Origin of the sequence: Brevibacillus sp. 1238, from assembly GCF_029892995.1 — a bacterium.
GTDB classification, from domain to species: domain Bacteria; phylum Bacillota; class Bacilli; order Brevibacillales; family Brevibacillaceae; genus Brevibacillus; species Brevibacillus parabrevis.
Genome location: NZ_JARXWC010000008.1, coordinates 1 through 16,506, shown reverse-complemented (window position 1 = coordinate 16,506; position 16,506 = coordinate 1). Strand labels below are relative to the sequence as shown.

At 43.5% G+C, this 16,506-nt stretch carries 18 protein-coding genes; 3 read left to right on the top strand and 15 right to left on the bottom strand.

The genetic code is table 11. The annotated features are described in order from the left end of the window. Positions 1-90: 90 nt before the first annotated feature. From M2298_RS18350 to M2298_RS18340, 3 genes are all read left to right on the top strand, one after another. Positions 91-636 (top strand): hypothetical protein, encoded by a 546-nt coding sequence (locus tag M2298_RS18350; RefSeq protein WP_122966864.1) that lies wholly within the window; start codon positions 91-93, stop codon positions 634-636. Positions 637-1,001: 365 nt separating this feature from the next. Then, a complete protein-coding gene (locus tag M2298_RS18345) occupies positions 1,002-1,544 on the top strand; it encodes a hypothetical protein (RefSeq protein WP_122966865.1) in 543 nt (180 codons plus the stop codon). 303 nt (positions 1,545-1,847) lie between these two features. Then, positions 1,848-2,084 (top strand): hypothetical protein, encoded by a 237-nt coding sequence (locus M2298_RS18340; protein ID WP_063231262.1) that lies wholly within the window; start codon positions 1,848-1,850, stop codon positions 2,082-2,084. A gap of 317 nt (positions 2,085-2,401) precedes the next feature. Here the strand turns inward: M2298_RS18340 and M2298_RS18335 are convergent, their stop codons facing one another. The 15 genes from M2298_RS18335 to M2298_RS28285 all read right to left on the bottom strand — a co-directional run. Beyond that, on the bottom strand, positions 2,402-4,324 hold the full coding sequence (locus tag M2298_RS18335) for a copper amine oxidase N-terminal domain-containing protein (protein ID WP_280648837.1): 1,923 nt from the start codon (positions 4,322-4,324) through the stop codon (positions 2,402-2,404). A gap of 21 nt (positions 4,325-4,345) precedes the next feature. Next, the gene (locus tag M2298_RS18330; RefSeq protein ID WP_280648836.1) at positions 4,346-5,410 is read right to left on the bottom strand and encodes a S1C family serine protease; all 1,065 of its coding nucleotides are present in this window, start codon (positions 5,408-5,410) and stop codon (positions 4,346-4,348) included. Positions 5,411-6,022: 612 nt separating this feature from the next. Further along, positions 6,023-6,334: an immunity protein TriTu family protein gene (locus M2298_RS28290; protein WP_423751970.1), complete on the bottom strand. Its 312-nt coding sequence runs from the start codon at positions 6,332-6,334 to the stop codon at positions 6,023-6,025. A gap of 1,171 nt (positions 6,335-7,505) precedes the next feature. Next, positions 7,506-7,778, bottom strand: coding sequence for a hypothetical protein (locus tag M2298_RS18320; RefSeq protein WP_254456882.1), 273 nt, complete (start codon positions 7,776-7,778; stop codon positions 7,506-7,508). A 135-nt stretch (positions 7,779-7,913) separates the two neighbouring features. Beyond that, positions 7,914-8,267, bottom strand: coding sequence for a hypothetical protein (locus M2298_RS18315; protein ID WP_173597388.1), 354 nt, complete (start codon positions 8,265-8,267; stop codon positions 7,914-7,916). 62 nt (positions 8,268-8,329) lie between these two features. Then, entirely contained in the window at positions 8,330-8,689 is a 360-nt protein-coding gene (locus M2298_RS18310) for a hypothetical protein (protein ID WP_173597389.1), read from the bottom strand. Further along, positions 8,690-8,980 (bottom strand): hypothetical protein, encoded by a 291-nt coding sequence (locus tag M2298_RS18305; RefSeq protein ID WP_280648834.1) that lies wholly within the window; start codon positions 8,978-8,980, stop codon positions 8,690-8,692. 568 nt (positions 8,981-9,548) lie between these two features. Next, positions 9,549-10,019: a hypothetical protein gene (locus M2298_RS18300; RefSeq protein ID WP_280648833.1), complete on the bottom strand. Its 471-nt coding sequence runs from the start codon at positions 10,017-10,019 to the stop codon at positions 9,549-9,551. Positions 10,020-10,036: 17 nt separating this feature from the next. Continuing rightward, positions 10,037-10,330 carry an Imm8 family immunity protein gene (locus tag M2298_RS18295; RefSeq protein WP_280648902.1) on the bottom strand — a complete coding sequence of 98 codons (294 nt, stop codon included), beginning with the start codon at positions 10,328-10,330 and terminating at the stop codon, positions 10,037-10,039. A 249-nt stretch (positions 10,331-10,579) separates the two neighbouring features. Further along, positions 10,580-11,536: a tyrosine-type recombinase/integrase gene (locus M2298_RS18290; RefSeq protein ID WP_280648832.1), complete on the bottom strand. Its 957-nt coding sequence runs from the start codon at positions 11,534-11,536 to the stop codon at positions 10,580-10,582. Between the two features lie 164 nt (positions 11,537-11,700). Continuing rightward, positions 11,701-12,006, bottom strand: a complete 306-nt coding sequence (locus tag M2298_RS18285) for a barstar family protein (protein ID WP_063228452.1) — start codon at positions 12,004-12,006, stop codon at positions 11,701-11,703. Between the two features lie 14 nt (positions 12,007-12,020). Further along, on the bottom strand, positions 12,021-14,693 hold the full coding sequence (locus tag M2298_RS18280) for an RHS repeat-associated core domain-containing protein (RefSeq protein WP_280648831.1): 2,673 nt from the start codon (positions 14,691-14,693) through the stop codon (positions 12,021-12,023). A 323-nt stretch (positions 14,694-15,016) separates the two neighbouring features. Further along, on the bottom strand, positions 15,017-15,403 hold the full coding sequence (locus tag M2298_RS18275) for a hypothetical protein (protein ID WP_141254296.1): 387 nt from the start codon (positions 15,401-15,403) through the stop codon (positions 15,017-15,019). Between the two features lie 505 nt (positions 15,404-15,908). Further along, positions 15,909-16,229 (bottom strand): immunity protein TriTu family protein, encoded by a 321-nt coding sequence (locus tag M2298_RS18270; protein ID WP_122966888.1) that lies wholly within the window; start codon positions 16,227-16,229, stop codon positions 15,909-15,911. A gap of 140 nt (positions 16,230-16,369) precedes the next feature. Then, a partial coding sequence (locus M2298_RS28285) for an IS3 family transposase (RefSeq protein WP_481752856.1) occupies positions 16,370-16,506 on the bottom strand: 137 nt, incomplete at its 5' end.

Here is a 16,506-nt window from a genome sequence, read left to right as displayed (position 1 = left end):
ATTACTATCCTACTATTACGCTCGCGGATGAAGCATGATTCCCTCGACCATACTATCGACATGACTACAACGAGCGAGGAGAACTTGTCCATGCGATATCGCCTGCTAATCCTCATCATTTTGCTGTGCGCCGTCATTCTGCCTGTTTCCGCCGAGACGAGCATCGGTCAGCTTCACGTCCCGACGACTGCTCTGTCCAGTGCCAAAGAGCTCGTCAGCCAAAGCGACCTCATCCTCATCGGCTGGATCGACAGCGCCCACAAAGCATACCCGACAGGCCGGACCATCAGCCAGGGCAAAATCGTCAACTACACGCAAACTTTGCAAGTGAAAAAAGTGTTCAAAGGCTCCTCGTCGCGCTTGGTGACGGTACTCAGCACAGGAGTGGAGCCGTTGCCCGACGCTTCCAGCCAGCTGAACCTCACCTACACGGGACCGCTTGGCGAAGGCAACTACCTGGTCTTTTTGCGCAAAGTAAAAGGTTCCTCCTCCCTTTACTCTCTCTCAGGACTGTGGCAAGGCGTATATCCCTTGTACCAGGGCAAAACAATCGCCTTGCAAGGCGTCGGCTTTTCCGAGTTCAACCAGCTTTCGTGGGAAGAAATCGAGCAAAAGCTGAAAGCCATCCAGCCGTAAGTGCTCCTCAAACGCCAAAAAACCGCTCTCATTACAATGAGCGGTTTTTGGCATGCACCCCAAGTCAGCTTCTCATGACGTAAATGAAGATCACCATCGACACGGCACAGGCAAGAACACAGCCGACAAAGCCCAAGATGACCCATTTGTTGTTCGTTTTCGGTTCGTGTTTGTCGCTCATAAAAACTTCTCCTCGTACAAGCATTCTTCTCTATTATAGGATTGTTTCGGCTGAAAAGGAAACGGGAAATCCAATTCAGGCAGTTGTCACACATATAAGCTATGGATTATATGTTGATTTATTGGTAAAATAAGACGGGAACAATGCTGTCTGTCATGGAAAAATCCTTACAGGAGAGTGAACTATGACACGAATTGCCCTCTTTTTCTGTTTGCTCGCCCTTTTTGCCACGAGTTATTTTTTGACCGACGATTCTTCCCCCACTCCGTTGCAAGCCATTGAACAGATGAGAGAAGAAGTCGGCACCGTGTTGCACGAAGCAAGCACGGATAAAGGTACTTTGTTCTTCCTCGTTCATGAGGATGGCCAGATTCACGCCGAATTTGCCAAGAAAACGATTCTTGGCTGGAAATGGGGCAATGGCGGCAGTCACGCCATTCCCGCCGATTCCGAAATGTCGCTGTACGATCCTGCCTTTTCCACCCAATACGTCGCCAACGGAAAAGAAAACCCGTTCGACTCCCCGTTCCCAATGCTGTTCGGCGTCATTCTCGATCCCGCCATCGACAGCCTCGTCGTCGTGAGCGACAAGACTGGAAAAGAGATTCAAGCGGAGATTATCGACAGTGAGCTGATCCCGTTTCGATTGTGGTATGCGCAGATTCCCGTGAAGCAAGGGGAGGCGTTTACGGTGACGGCTTTGGGGGAGGATGGTGGGGTGATTTAGTTAATGTTGTGATAGGTATAGCTTCGCTCCACCCTCGGGACAACCGAGGGTGTTTTTTTCTCCAACCCCCAGTCCATCTGGTAATATCGTCATCTTTTACAGCGGATGTTCATGAATAAAAAAGAAGAAACCATGCATTCAAGATTTGATGCATGTCCGGTTACCGGGGTAATTGAAATGGGTGCACCTGAGGATGAATTTTTCAGAAGTTGCTAGATTGGTTTAACAGCACGTAACTAGCCTATTAAAATCTCTTTTCCAAATGGTATAATTTAGGGAGTAAAACTCCCAAGGAGGACTTATATGGCCAAGTATGGATGCAAATGTGGAAAAACCCTTTCCAACTCTCTATGCCCCAATGACATACAATTGAAAGTATTCACTGATAAACAGTGGGAGCAATTATATGAAAAGAGTTTTATCACGGGTGATGACTTTCCTGATCCTGAATATGATGTATGGCGTTGTCCGGACTGCAAAAGAATCTACGTTTTTGATGGAACCAGATTGATCATGCAATATGTACTTGAGACCGATTAAAGATAGGTCCGCTAATCGATTGCGCTTTTGTGAATTTTTGAACACTCCTCGTCTTATTATCGGAGGATTTATTGTGAAGAAGCTAATGATTATTTTCTTACTGAGTTTTGGACTGCTGCTCTTTCTTGGGATAGGTCTTTTAACCATACAATACTTCAAGGTTGAGCGAGTGTTGATTATCAATTAAATTGAAGCTTTCATTTTGCATTCATTGCTCTACAAGAAAAGTCCCTGGCACAAAAACCAGGGACTTTTGGGATTCCTCCATCCGTCATCAAACGCAAGTGCCTCTGCTGGATGACGGATCAAAGCTGTCTTTATTCGATTACTTTAAACGAATTTAATACCTTCTCCATCCGCTCCTTGGTAGCAGCCGTACTGTAAGCATCGCGAATCGACCAGGAAATATAGTAGGAATACTTGCCTTTCGGGAAAAGGTACGCTGTCCGCTCATACCTGATGCCCTCTTCTTCTCCCTTGATCACAAATTTCCTGCCAGACTCGCCATGTACGGTCACTGGCTTGTTTTCCACCAGCGAGGTTTTCTCACTGCCGCTCGTTTGCATTTTGAAGATTGACGTGAAGCTTTTTTCTACCTCGGAGTAGCTGTCCTTGAATACAAACAGAGTAAACGCGCCGCCTTCAAACAAGTACGACTTGCCGATCAAGCTGCGGCTATCGACCACGTCCTCTTGCCAATACTCGGGGATGTCGATCGCGTACTTGTACTTGCTGTCCTTGATCGTCGCCATCTTGTTTTTGTCGAGCAAAACGTCATCCTGAATGAAGCCAAGCGACTGGTTCATTTTTTGTTCATCGATCGACAGCGAACGGCTGATGGTATTGATCATCTCCAGCGTTTTAGCCGAATCGGCCGTTTTGTTGAACGCGAGCTGCAAGTGGAACTTGTATTTTCCTTTGATGAAAAAGATGTGGCGCTCCTGGTATTTGTTTTCGCCATCAAAGGTGCCGTAGTTCCGCTCCCGCGCCGTTACGCCAGCGATTGTGGTAGTCGTTGCGTTTTTATCGACGTCAAGTGCACTCTCGGCATACATCTCGCGATACATTCGTTCATGCTTGGCTACCCAGTCGTCGAGCTTGTCGTTTTCAGTCGCCGAGGTCACGCTGAGCTGCATCCACTGATCGCCGTCGTCATTGCTGAAAGCTGCCCCGCTATCGCCGCCTACTTTTTCCCAAACAGCGGGCACTTTGATTTTCAAGCCAAAATCTTTGTAGTCGAACCAGCGGTAGCCATTCTCGACGTTGGACAAATCTTTGATGGACTTATCCTGTTTGTCAAAATGGGCCGTGAAGCTGTCCAGCATGTCTTTGTAACCTTTGTATTTCGCTGGATTGTTGAAGTCCGCTTCGTTGGAAACACTCAGTGTGATCTCGTACACTTTGTCGCCTTTTCGGTAAGCGCGGCTTTCTGCCATATAATCTTCTTCATCCCGCGAAACTACTCGGGCATAGGAAAGGCCATCTTTCTCGACATACTCTTTGGACAAAATCATACCGTACTGATTCTCGGCCAAAAACTTGATCAGCCCATCGTTGGACAAGTTTTCCGGCTGATCTTCGTACACCTGCACGTTCAGCCAAAACGTCTCCTTGCTGTCATGGAAGCTCGCGTAATTGCCCTTGTAGCTCTGGTAGCCCAAGATCAGCTCTGTCGGATACTTCATCGACCAGCCATAGTAGCTGTCGCCGACCTTGGTCTTTCCGTGGTCGGAATCAAGCGAACTGTTGGACGCAGCAGTACCTTGTGTGGAAGCGCCCGTAATCGTGACCTCTCCCGTCTGCTTGTTCTCGCTCACATTCGCGCCTAAAAACTGCGTAACGAGCGTCACCGGCACCATCGTCTTCCCGTTTTTCAGTTCGGGTGCCACCGAAAGTACGATCGGTTGGCCGTTCAGCTTGGCGTTTTTGTCGCCTGCCTTCAGTGAAATCGTCTTCTCTCCCGCCGTCAGTTCAATCGTCTGCGTCTGGTTGTCCCATTGCAAGGTCGCGCCAAACGCATTTGTAATGATGCTGAGCGGGATCATCGTCGTGCCGCCTGCTACGTACGGCTTCTCGATTGTCGATGCAGCTCCATTGATCGTTACGCTCTCCTGCCCTACTTTCAGCCGGACATTCACGCTGCCCCCTGCCGTGTCAGCAGCATGCACCGGACCGTTATTCAGCAAAAGAGGCACGAGAACGAACGATACCGCCGTCATTTTTTTCCATCCACGCAACATAATTGGCCCCCACGTTATTTGTTATTTTTTCGTTTCTGCAAACGTGACGTTCTTTTTGATCAAATCCCCGTTCGATTGGGTCATGATCTCGACCTTTTGTCCGGGCAAATATTTTTTCAGCAACTCATTGAAATCAACGATGGTTGTAATCGACTGATTGTTGATCGAGTAAATGACATCCCCCGGTCCGATGCCTGCTGCCGCAGCAGGCGAGCCTGGCTCCACCCGCATGACGCGCAGCGGCTCCTTGGTCGGCAAACCGACGACAGCAGCCCAGCTCTCCTCCAGCTCCGCTCCGAAATACGGCCGCTTTACTTTTCCGTATGTAAAAAAGTGATGCAGCACATATTGCACCGTATCCGCCGGAATCGCGAAGCTCAAGTTGTCCACACCAACAGAAGCGAATTTGAGCGAATTGATGCCCACGACCTCGCCCTTCATGTTCACAAGTGGCCCGCCGCTGTTGCCGGGATTGACCGCAGCATCTGTCTGAATCAGTCGGTAGGTAGAGTTGACGGAGCGATTCACCCCGCTGATAATCCCGGACGTCGCCGAGTTGCGCAGCGAAAAGGAAATCGGCGTCCCGATCGCCACCACCGTCTCGCCCATCTTCATCGCGTAGTTCGTTGCGAATTTCGCCGGGGCAAGCCCCGTCGCTGCAATCTTGACCAGCGCCAGGTCGCTCTCCTCGTCCATATTGGTCACTTTGCCACTGTATTGCTTGCCGTCGAGCGTTACGACCGTCAAATTGGACATATTTTTGACCACATGCGCATTGGTCACGATCCAGCCGTCCGCCTTCACGATCACGCCTGTTCCGTGCGCAAGGTTGAAGCGGTTAGTCGAATTTGCTTGCTCCGTCGGCTTCCCGATGATCGCCACCACACTCGGTGATGTTCGCTGAATCACATCCGGGATGTCGTACGTTGCTGCTGTTTTGTCTGACGTTTTGGCCGGAGCCGCTTTCGCTTGGGTATTTCCGGCTGCGTAGGCAACAGACCCAAACGTTACTACTGGAGAATGAAAATGAAAGAAAATAGCCGCTAAAGCTCCGCTCATGATGAGCGTTTTGTACCTCGAACGCATTTTGTCTCACCCTTTCTGCAAAATCTCGCTTTTCCCGTTCTCGGGAGCACCGCCTCCTCATCCGGCATAGTGGGAAAAAAGTTGGCAAAAGAAAAAGGCCATTCACGAACCGAATGAGCCTTTTACCTGATAAACATTCCGTTTGGTACGTTCGATAGGGCAGCCCAGCCATTGATGTTCGAGGAATGCATCCCCACGGCATGTCGCTTGAAACGCACAATCTCCGGGTCCAGATGCCTAGTGTTCCTTATGCCTCGATACCTAATGTTGGTAATATTGTAAGTTATCTGCTTAGGATTTTCAAAAGATGTTTTTCTACAGGAATCGACATTTTGTTCTCTACTTGGCTTGCGCTCTAAACTTTTCCAGTTCAACAACCCATGCCTCTATTAATTGCTTCAATTCTGTTGTTTCAATGGTGTACTCTACGTCCGCTTCGTCTTCCAGATGCTCGAATAAATAATTGACGACTCTCGTTTTCGCTGGCCCGACTTCTATTCTGCAAGCATTTCCTCGCGTTTCTTCGTATGGAGAAGTTCCTTTTAGGACTGAATCAATTAGCTGTGGTTCCCGTTTTTTAGCCTGAGACAATCCCCACCAACCAATGGTGTCCTAATTTTTCAACATATAGTGAATATATGGTTGGACAATTTTATTAAAGTCAACCTCTTCGTCCAAACCATCTTTATAATCATGGATGACTGTTTCTACCGTATTCGCATCAACGATTAGTGCCTCCATCATCCCTGATCTCCAAACACATATCGTACTTGCATAATAATCATTCTCCAAATATATTCTTTGAGCATGATCTATGAACTGTTCTTGCTCACCACGTGATTTATCAATTTCAACTTCAAAACCTAGTCGTTGAAAGTCACCCTTCTTTTCTGCAATCCATAGTAAAAATTTGTTATCAAGAATTTCTTCTCACCGCTTGCTTTCATTTTCTTTTTTTCTGCAATTAGTCAAATCTTTGCTCGGCAGGCGGCTCTTGAGTATAGAAGTGGCTTTATTGTTCACCTTGTTTTTCTTACCATAAGTCGTTTCTTGAGAAGATCGTCTTCGTCCCACATTATGGAAATTCATGATATATTCTCAGCATCTATTTATACGCCCGATTTCTTATTCTCCACATACTTTACTCTTCATCGTCAAGATAAGGTGATTTAAGAAGCTCAGCAAACAGCCCTTTTCCAATAATCTCTTTTATGGTGTCGCTGCAGTTAACGGAGCATCCAATGTACATGTAATACTCAAAGCCAAAATGAACAAACATTTTCTTATCAGATGTAAGCTTGCACCAAAGCTTCTCCCTTAATATAAGCTTGCATAGGTTTCTTAGATTTTCCCCGCTTACTATCTCACCTTCCAAAAGATTATGAAATAATGCAACCATCTCGGCCGTATAAATGGAACGATGCTTATCAAAATGAAAGTTTAGATCGTGTCTCTCTAAATTGATTACTTGTAACTGTTGTATCTGTAAATCTTTCATAATCATTTCTATCGTAAAGACATATTGTTCTTCTGTTTTTTAGTAGTCGTGGATCGTTAATTCTCTTCCATGATAAACGTTGCCAATATCGCTAACGGAAGTCCATTCTTCAATTAAATATCTCCCGTTTCTGTCGCGGTTAGATGGATTGTATTTTGTTATTCTCCAGGAGTACTGCACCGTTATGTTATCACTCCTTCAGCCTTTTCCTCTATATTAAAATGGATTGCATTGTCGCTTTATGTACATGCATTTTGAACTGCTTCCGACAGTAAAAGCCCGCTTTCCTTATCATACAGCTCCCCCGCTAATGCAGATTGGGGGTGAACTCTAAAAAATTGACCATCTTGGGGCAAACGCTCTCATCTTCGAGGAATGCAGTAATTACATTTCCCCCTCACCGATAACCCCTTTCAAATTGCTCACTCTTATTATTTATCATGGAATATACCCCACTAGCGCACCTTGCGGAATTGAATTTCTATGAAAACTTCCTTTTGCCATAAGTATTTCATCCTAAAATTGTTTTAAATCCTGCTTGTTTAGGGCCTATAAACAAGGTTCCGCTTGGCCCTGGATTTCACCACATCACCGTAGCTATTGTAGTAGGAGGAATTTTTCAAATTTGTCGTAGTGTTTGCGCCAGATCAGTTGGTTGCCGAAGACGTTGTGGGCTTTCACGCGGCCGTCTTGGGTCAGTTCCTCAATCACTTGCCCGTTCAGGTACACGTAGTGGGTCGTGTCGGTTACAGCTTTGGTCTGCTCTTTGGTAGCACGTAATCCGCCCAGATAATAGGTGTAGGTCTTGGTTCCTTTGTCGTCCTTGTGCTCGGTCAGGTGGTTCAACAGGTCATTATTAGTAGAAAGCATGATTATCCCCCTTGATAAACGGGAGCAATCATGCCTTTTACTAGTATAAACACGAATGCAAGATTAACCTTCAGCACCAAAAGAACCTCCAAATGAGTAGTTGATTACTCGTTTGGAGCATTTACTTTAATCTAGTTACTCAAGCGAGTGGGATTTGTAGATAACAATATGCTCTAAAAATTGTTCACCTTTATTATTTGGAGGGGAAAAAGTAAATGCTACTCCTTCCGCCTGATACTCATCGAGCAAAGGATCATATTCTATCTGATTATCCATAAACTCTTTTAATTCATGTAATGTCGATCCTAAGCAAATTGCATCCATAATTTTCCCCTTATAATCACCAGTAACAGTTATAGTATCTAACGATTCCAGATCTTTACTAAAAAACAAAGCAATGTGATCCATTTCTAGCATAAAAGACTCTGGAGATTCTCTCAGTTTGTATTGATGATTAATTTTACTTCTTACCTTCTCTTTTGTTTTCACCTAGGAAAAAGTTCCCAACCCGTTGACCTGGGATTATCTCACCGTACAAGTCTGACTACTACTTAAATTGTCTCAAAATACTTTCTTATGTAGATGCTCCAAGTCAGTCCTACTATTAGCATCAATGCTCCTGGAATTCCCAACAAAATGGTATACAAACTACTAAACCATAAAAAAATAATGAGCCAACACAAATATGCAACTCTGTTCTTTTTTAACAATAGCAAAATCCCAATCCCTATCATTAAAGCAGGAAAAGGAAACACTACCAGCTTTACTCCTTCAAGTGATAGGAGAAGTAATGTGCTTAATCCACCAATGATCAGCCATAGTTTACCTGTTACTCTACTCTTGAAAAAAGGAGTTGTGATATAGAGAATTATCAATCCTAACATGATTGGAGCAAGTAATATTGCCTCCATTTAACTTCCTCCTAAAGGACATATTGATTCCTCAGCTTCCCTTGGATTATGCCCATATTCAAAAACTAACCCGTCATTTTGATTTAAAGTAACCTCGTACCTTGGAAGATCGCCAGGGTTCATATTAATTGCTACAGGTTTTGTTTTATCTTTGGGCATTTGACCTTGCTCATTCTGCACTGGATGGGGTACCTCCCATAAACTTGTTGTTGTCTCAGAAACTCCAAGATAGAGGAAACTGGTGCTCAGGTGGTCAACAGTTAGGTTAGCATTCACAGCCATTTGTCTCATTCCGTTCATCCTGCCAGATTCAAAGCTGTAATTCTCACTAACCAAGCTAACCGTTCGCTGTATGGCCATTACCATACAATCCCTGGCAAGAATTTCGTTGGTTGGGCGTAAAATGAGATCGTCAAACTACCGCAAACAGCAAAGCGGATACGGACAAGGATGATTACCAATTTCCACTTTCAAATTTTTGATTTTCAATTTCTTTAATAATAGCGTTTTCCGTATCGTAATTATAATGAGAATGGTTTAGGCTTTAACTCTGGATCACCTTTCCTTGCCCACCAACGCGAATTAGAGCCGAAGTATATTTCGTACGCCCAAAACTCTGGTGATTCATGATAAACCATACAACATCCACCCATTATCTCAGTATTACTCCAATGCATATTAATTCTGCCGACAGCTTCTTCTTCCGTAATTTGAAACTGATCTACCATAACGTTTACAATCTCGTTGCAAAATCCCTATCCTTTTTCATCTAAATTAAATTCAAAATCTGTATACATTTATTACTCACCTTTTTATTTATTAGATTGTGGCTCGGTTGGGGTAAGTAGTGTCAAAAATATTATTTTAAAAATTGTTTGATCTTAGGTAACACATTTTTCTGAAAATCACCTTCTCGTTTCTCTGTGAAACACAAGGAAAAGCTAGTATCTTCTTCAATATGTCGTAATACATATGAATGCTCTTGAAATGTGCCTTGTTTATCTACTACTACACACAAAAATAGCTGATTCATTTTGATTGCTTCTATTACTTCTTCTTTTCCAATCGGACAAATCCAATGCGTATTAGGCAGTCTTTTTTTTGGAGGATCCCAAGGGAGTACCCACTCATTGTTAATATATGCTGTTCTGTCAAAAACTAATTTTTTGTGAATAGCTGAATCAATTGAGTTTAAATCACCAGAAAATGCAAATAGAAGTTTCTGATTGTCATTAACAAAACAATTCAAAAAGTAAACAAGCTCATTTACACTACCTACTTCTTGGAAATTTTCAATTACTCCATACGGAGATTCTATCAGCAGTTTCATACTTCCCCCCATATTATTCAAAATAATGATGAAGCTTCATCAAGTGTTTTGTATTGAATATTATCATACTCCCAATTTAAATGACGATTAATGGCCTTTGCCACTTCAACCCATGAAGGACGAACGCAATCTTCTAATATCTTGTTGATTTCCTTCTCCACTAGAGACTCATTAAATTCGTTAATAATGAGTATAGCCCTTCCATCTAGTGTTTTTTCTTCTTTCAGAATAACCAACAACCTCTTCGGGGTCATAACTCGGAAGTAAAACAAATCCGAGCCTTCACTATCCTTGGATCGGCTACACTGAATTGGACAATTCTCTTTTATATTGTCGTAATATTTCAGGTTGAATAAATACGGAACTTACTTTCATTTTGATGGAATCAAACAATAATATTCTCTCCTTTTACTATAAATTTTAATATATTGAATATGATTTGGACTGTTATAACAAAAGATAGCGACTTATACGTTTGATCACCTCCTCCATCGATTTACAATAAATTTTTATTTTTATTGTGAAACTTCTCAAGAGGAATTTAATCCTCTCTAGAAGTTTCATTTATATAATCTTGCGATCATTTCTGGATTAATAAAGTCTTGCATTCCCCACCACAAATACTCCATCTTGTTTCCATTCTTTACTTTGTTTAACCCGAATCGCTCACATATTTCAAAATACTGTTCTTTTTCAAGCACTCCATCCCGTTCAAGGAGTTGCTTTCCCATCCAAATCATCCCGCTACGTTGAATCGTTTTCACTCGTAAATTGTCCAAACCAAAGTATTCTTCTAATGCATGTAATCTCCCATAAATCAGATGAGGACTGACTTGTTCCATATGAACATTTCTTGTCTTGGCTGGCCTGATTACATAGCCTGTTTCAATCAATTCACTTGTTTCTTTGAGATGATCTCGTCTCATCTCCCCATTCCCTTTCAGATAATCCTTTTGCTTGATTGCCCCATGTATTAATTTCAGACACTGTTCGGATATAGGAATTTCTCTTGTTTCATCTTTATCGTTAATCAATATCACTGTTCGTTTCTCATCATTGACTTGTTCACGTTTTAGATTGCGTAGTTCACTTACCTCTCTTCCACCCGCACCTTCAAATAGCAAAGAGAGAATCACTGAATCCTGATCATTATTACATTGTTCAATGATTGCATCGATTTCTTGCTTCGTAATGAAATGCTGATGGGTGTTCACTACCATGTTCTTAAACCATTCTTTTGAAACGGACTCCAGTGGATTCGTGTCCTCTCTAAGCCCCTCTGCCCTTGCCCAATTCAAGTAAGCAGATATCGTTCTCCCAGCCGTATTAAGAGAGTCTCCTGTAGAAGCATGGAAGCTGTGTAGGGCAGTTTCAATCTCATCCAATGTAAAGTGAAGCAAATCCTTATCCTTTTCCACTTCGAACTTCATTGTTAGGTTGAAGACTCTTGAATAAGCTTTTTGGGTATTTTCTTTATATCCTTGAAGAAAGGCTGTTTTTGTTTCGGGGTTAAACATGGTTACACACCTTTCTTATGAAGCAGGAATACTATAAATTTACAGTTCGCCTTCTTAGAATTGATATTACTATAAATTTTAATCTTAAAACAAGAGTTTTTTACTTTTTTATGAAAAAAGAAACCCCAGACGAGTAGATGGCTCGTTTGGGGGTGACATTATCATTACCTATACTCTACTTCAACTAATGTAGAAGGATACATTTTATTTTTATCTTCTAGTCTTTTTTTTAGAAATTCAGCATCCATGGGCAGGTTCTTCGAGAAATTATCCCATCCTACAAATATTATCTTTTTTGGCAATTGCACTAACCCAGTAATCGCATCCCAAAAAGCAGGCCAATTATGACCATAAAAAGATGGAAATTCTAGCTCCTTCTTAAGCAATTGATGCAACTCTTTTGATGTCATTACTAACGAGACATCAATAACAACTATTTCCTTCCGTTCTTCTTCCTCATAGTTTTTCATGGTTCATCCTCCAATTAAGTCATGTTAGCCTTATCCCAATAGCTGCCGATATAATAAAAATTATCATAATGGTCAGTAGTAATCCACATCTCACCATCATTGGAGTATAACAATCTTGTACCAGGCTGATTATTCCTCCCCATTGTGTTTACAAGCCCTACATCAGCTTCGTACCAAACCCTGCCATTTACCATAGGTAATATAAATTTACCACCGTCGACGTTATCAAATATATCTCCACCTATTTGAGCATTTGGAATATCTTTTACCCAACTTCCTACCGCCTTCCCTGCCTTCCATCCATAGGCCTCCGCTTGGGCTTTCGTAATATAGTTCGATGGTAGTTTTCCCGTATCTCTGAGACTTTCAATCAAGGGAGTTGCGTCCTGCCAAGTTTTTAGTATTTCCCTATATTTTGCAATCTGGTTAATATTTTTTGCATTTTTTAACCATGCTGCACCTCCATCAGGACCAATTGCTGACATAAATACTGTTCCTAATGCAACCATAACAGTTCCTTCGGAGAACTGTTTATTAGATGTAACAATCGTAAGTGCCTGATCAAGAGTCATATTTTTGGTGCTTTGGTATAAATAATGTAAACGAGATTCGCCATCTCTCCCGCAGTTATGTGCCCCTTGACATTGAGCATGTCCACTCGGATCAATGTACTTTATTGGATTATTACTCACATACGTATACCGATTCAAACTCAGCGGATTATCCACTTGCCCTTTATACGTATCCTCCGAAATAAACCTCCCCATCTTCGGATCATAGTACCGCGCCCGCAGGTAGTAAAACCCGCTCTCCTTGTCGTACATCTCCCCCGCATACGCAAACGGGTTGGGCATCGTTTCCTTGACTTTGTCCGCAATCAGGTTACCCCAGATGTCATATTCATACGTATTTAGGGCATTTCCGCTTGGCCCCTTGATCTTCACCACATCGCCGTGGCTATTGTAGTAGTAAGTGCCTTCTTGATTGGTCGTGAAGTCCTTGCGCCAGATCAGTTGGTTACCGAAGACGTTGCGGGCTTTGACGCGGCCGTCTTGGGTTAGTTCCTCAATCACTTGTCCGTTCAGGTACACGTAGTGGGTGGTGTCGGTTACGGCTCCGGTTTGCTGTTTGGTGGCACGCAGGCCGCCCGGGTAGTACGTGTAGGTCGTGGTTCCTTTGTCGTCTTTGTATTCGGTCAGGCGGTTGAACAAGTCGTGTTTCAGTTCGTACGAGCGCGTCGAGTCTGCTGGTGCGTTGGCGTACGCTTGGCGGTTGCCGCGGCGGTCGTAGGCGTACTGGCGGGTGTTGCCCTGGATGGTCTCTTCCTTGATCCGGGACAGCTTGTCGTAGGCGAATGTGCCGTAGGTGGCTCCTCCGCGCTTTTGACTCGTGATGTTGCCAAACAGGTCGTAGCCGTTCGTCTCGCTCCAGCCGTCCGCGTGATTGATCCCGGTAATTTCGGCAAAGGAGCTCATCGTTTTCTGCATCGCGTTCGGTTGGCCGGGGTACGAAACGGTGTTGGTTTCGCCGCTGCTCTTGATGTCGTACGTGTAGGTCGTGGTGCCGACGCTTGGGATGGTCACGCTGCTCAGGCGGTCGGCGCTGTCGTAGCTGTAATCGACCCGCATGGAAGGGGCCGAGCCGGATACCGCGCTGCGAGACGGGTAAATCAGCGCGTCGATGGCATCGTCCTGATCGGTGTGTACGAGCTGGTAGTCTTTTCCCATCATCGTTTGGTTGTTCAGGCGGCGGAACTCGTCGTAGCTGTAGCGGACGGTTTGGCCGTAGTTGTTGGTTTCCGTCAAAAGCGAGCCAGCGAGCGGATCGTAGGTGCGTTCTTCGTAGAAGCCATTGCCAGCAGATACTTTCGTCATTTCGTAAAACGGCGAATATTGGTAGCTGAACAGGACGCCGTTTTTGTCCTGGAAGGTTTTGACCGAGCCGTTTTTGTCGTAGGTGTACTGCTCGGCTTTGGTTTCCGGGTTCTTTTCGGATAGTTTCCAGGACAGCGCGTTATACGTGTACAAGGCGGAGGTCGTGCCATTTTCGACGACGGTGACGAGGTTGCCGAGTCCGTCGTAGCCGTATTCGTTGACGTTGTTCTCCGGGTCGCGCAGGTAAACGAGCTGGCCGTTGGCATCGTAGCGCAAGGTCCAGCGTTGCGAGGTGCTGCCGTCGGTTACTTCTTTGTCCGTGACTTTTCCGAAACGGTCTGTCTGGATATTCGTGACACGGCGCTTTCCGCCTTGCTGCTCGGTTTCCTCGGTGCTCTCTACCCGGCCGTACAGGTCGCGGTAGGTGGTGACGATGTAGCCGTTTGGTGCCACGGTTTGTTCGGTCAGGCGCGGCAAGTAGCTGCTGCCGTCGCGGTAGGCGTTGTTGCGATGGGAGCGGGTCGTTCCGAGAGCGTTCGTCGTTTGGTAAACAAAGCCGTCCCAATCGTAAGCATAAGAGGTGCTCTTGGCCTGGTTTCCGTAGGGGATCGTGCGGCTGACCTGCAAACCGTCTGGCGTAAACTCGTTTTCCACGAGCGGACGTGTGCCGCCGTTTTTCCCCTTTTGCTCCTGGTAGGCGATATCGCCATACGGGGTGTACGACGAGTCTGGCAAGGTGCGTTCGACGATCCCTGGCCCCGCCGTCTTCGTGCCAGTGGCATCGCCATTATAATGAGTTCTTTTATGTGCCAATCTATCGCCTTGGAACTTCACCCAACATTACGAGTGAAAGGTCGTATACTAGTAGTTGATCAGTACGTCGCATTGAACTGTTTTTTTGAAACTACTTTTCGCATAGAGATACTGTTGTGATGATATCTATCATTGAGGGCTGACTTCCATATCGTAACAGCCCTTTATTATTCGGAATGGTTTACACGGATTTATGTGACATAGCAGCTTATTACTTTATATAACCCGCTATTTTAAGTAACGTAATATTTGCAGGAATAAGTAGTTCATGTCTCTGGGATTCTCCATCAACCGTGTCAGTAAAAAAACATGTTTCACAATGTCTATACAATCTCCCTCTCGTTATTGATATCAGCAAGGATTCTTAGATGATCACTATTACATTGTGGACATACTTCTGATGAAGTAAAAGTCATGATATCTTTTACTAAACTTGATAGTCTCCATAAAATTTCAAATTCCGACTTTGGTTTTCGAACCACGTAGTCTTCAACAATCGTTTTAAAGTCATCACCTGTAGAACCAATAACATACATTTCAGGAGAAATTGTAGTGACAAATTGAAAAAATGTTTTTTCATTCTCTGGAAATTTGCAACTACTATACCTTCCTTTCGAATCCAATAATTGGACAATTGCTTCTTGATTACTTTTTATTATTTCAACTAACCGACTTAAAAAACTCGCCAATTCTATATGCTCAATCTCCAAAAACAACTTCACCGCTTCTAACCATACAACGTGAATCGCCTTTTTTTATTCATAATCTACAGCCTTTCTTAGATAAATATATTAAAAGGGAGCAAATTAACGCCCCCATTTATAAATATGCTACTCGAATTCTATGCAACTCAAGCTATGTAAAACCTTGTTCCTTAGCCATTTGAACAATGTGATTTTTCCACTGGATTATTTCCCTTGCTCCAACAACATTAGCTACGTTTGATCCATCTGTGTAAATACTAAGAAACTAAAGCTTCCTCCATTTACTTGGCCCTCTGCCAAAGCACGCTCGATTGGGAACAGTAAAAGATGACTTCTGGTACAGATTATAGAAGTCATCTTTTTAACATTATTACTTAAGCACAATCTATACAGAATTTTTGACAGCCCCTGGTCCACCTAGATTAGCTACTCCTTCTTTAAATTTCAATTTAATCACTTAAAAAATTAAATTGTCTCTGATTATACAAAATTCTTGACAGACCTGATAATTTTATTCGCTTGTCCCTGTAACCATAATTTTAAAGTACTCCTCTAGAATATTATAAAAATTTACTCCTTCGTCCAATTCCACATTTTTCATCAATATTGGTTCGATTGATTCTGATTCTAGTAAGAAAACCTCAAAATGCATTTGTTTAGTACTCCATACAATTACTCGTCCAACACATAATGATGTCTCTTGATCAATTACAGTACTTGGATTAAGAGCGTGTGCTGGTGTATCCCATTGATAATTATACTCCGTCTTAATCCCCATTTTGTTCAACAGGCTCTCATTTTCTTGAACCCAACTTAAAAATAATTTATTCACGCTTATCCTTCCTTTTTTCTAATTTTATATTTTTTGCAGGAGGTAATTCAGTGCGTGGCATTTCTCTTTTTTCACGAAGCCTTGCCATTGTAGATGTTGGACCAACCATATAAAGCCATTTGTGGACTGTCAACACCAAACTAGACAGATTTCTTAAGTGCTTTCTGTTTGTAAACGAGTGAACTCAAATACCCCAATGTCGAGTGAATTCTTGTTTCGTTAAACCATTTCACGTATGCCCCTAGTTCCTGCTTCAACTGTGCGAGTGACCCAAATC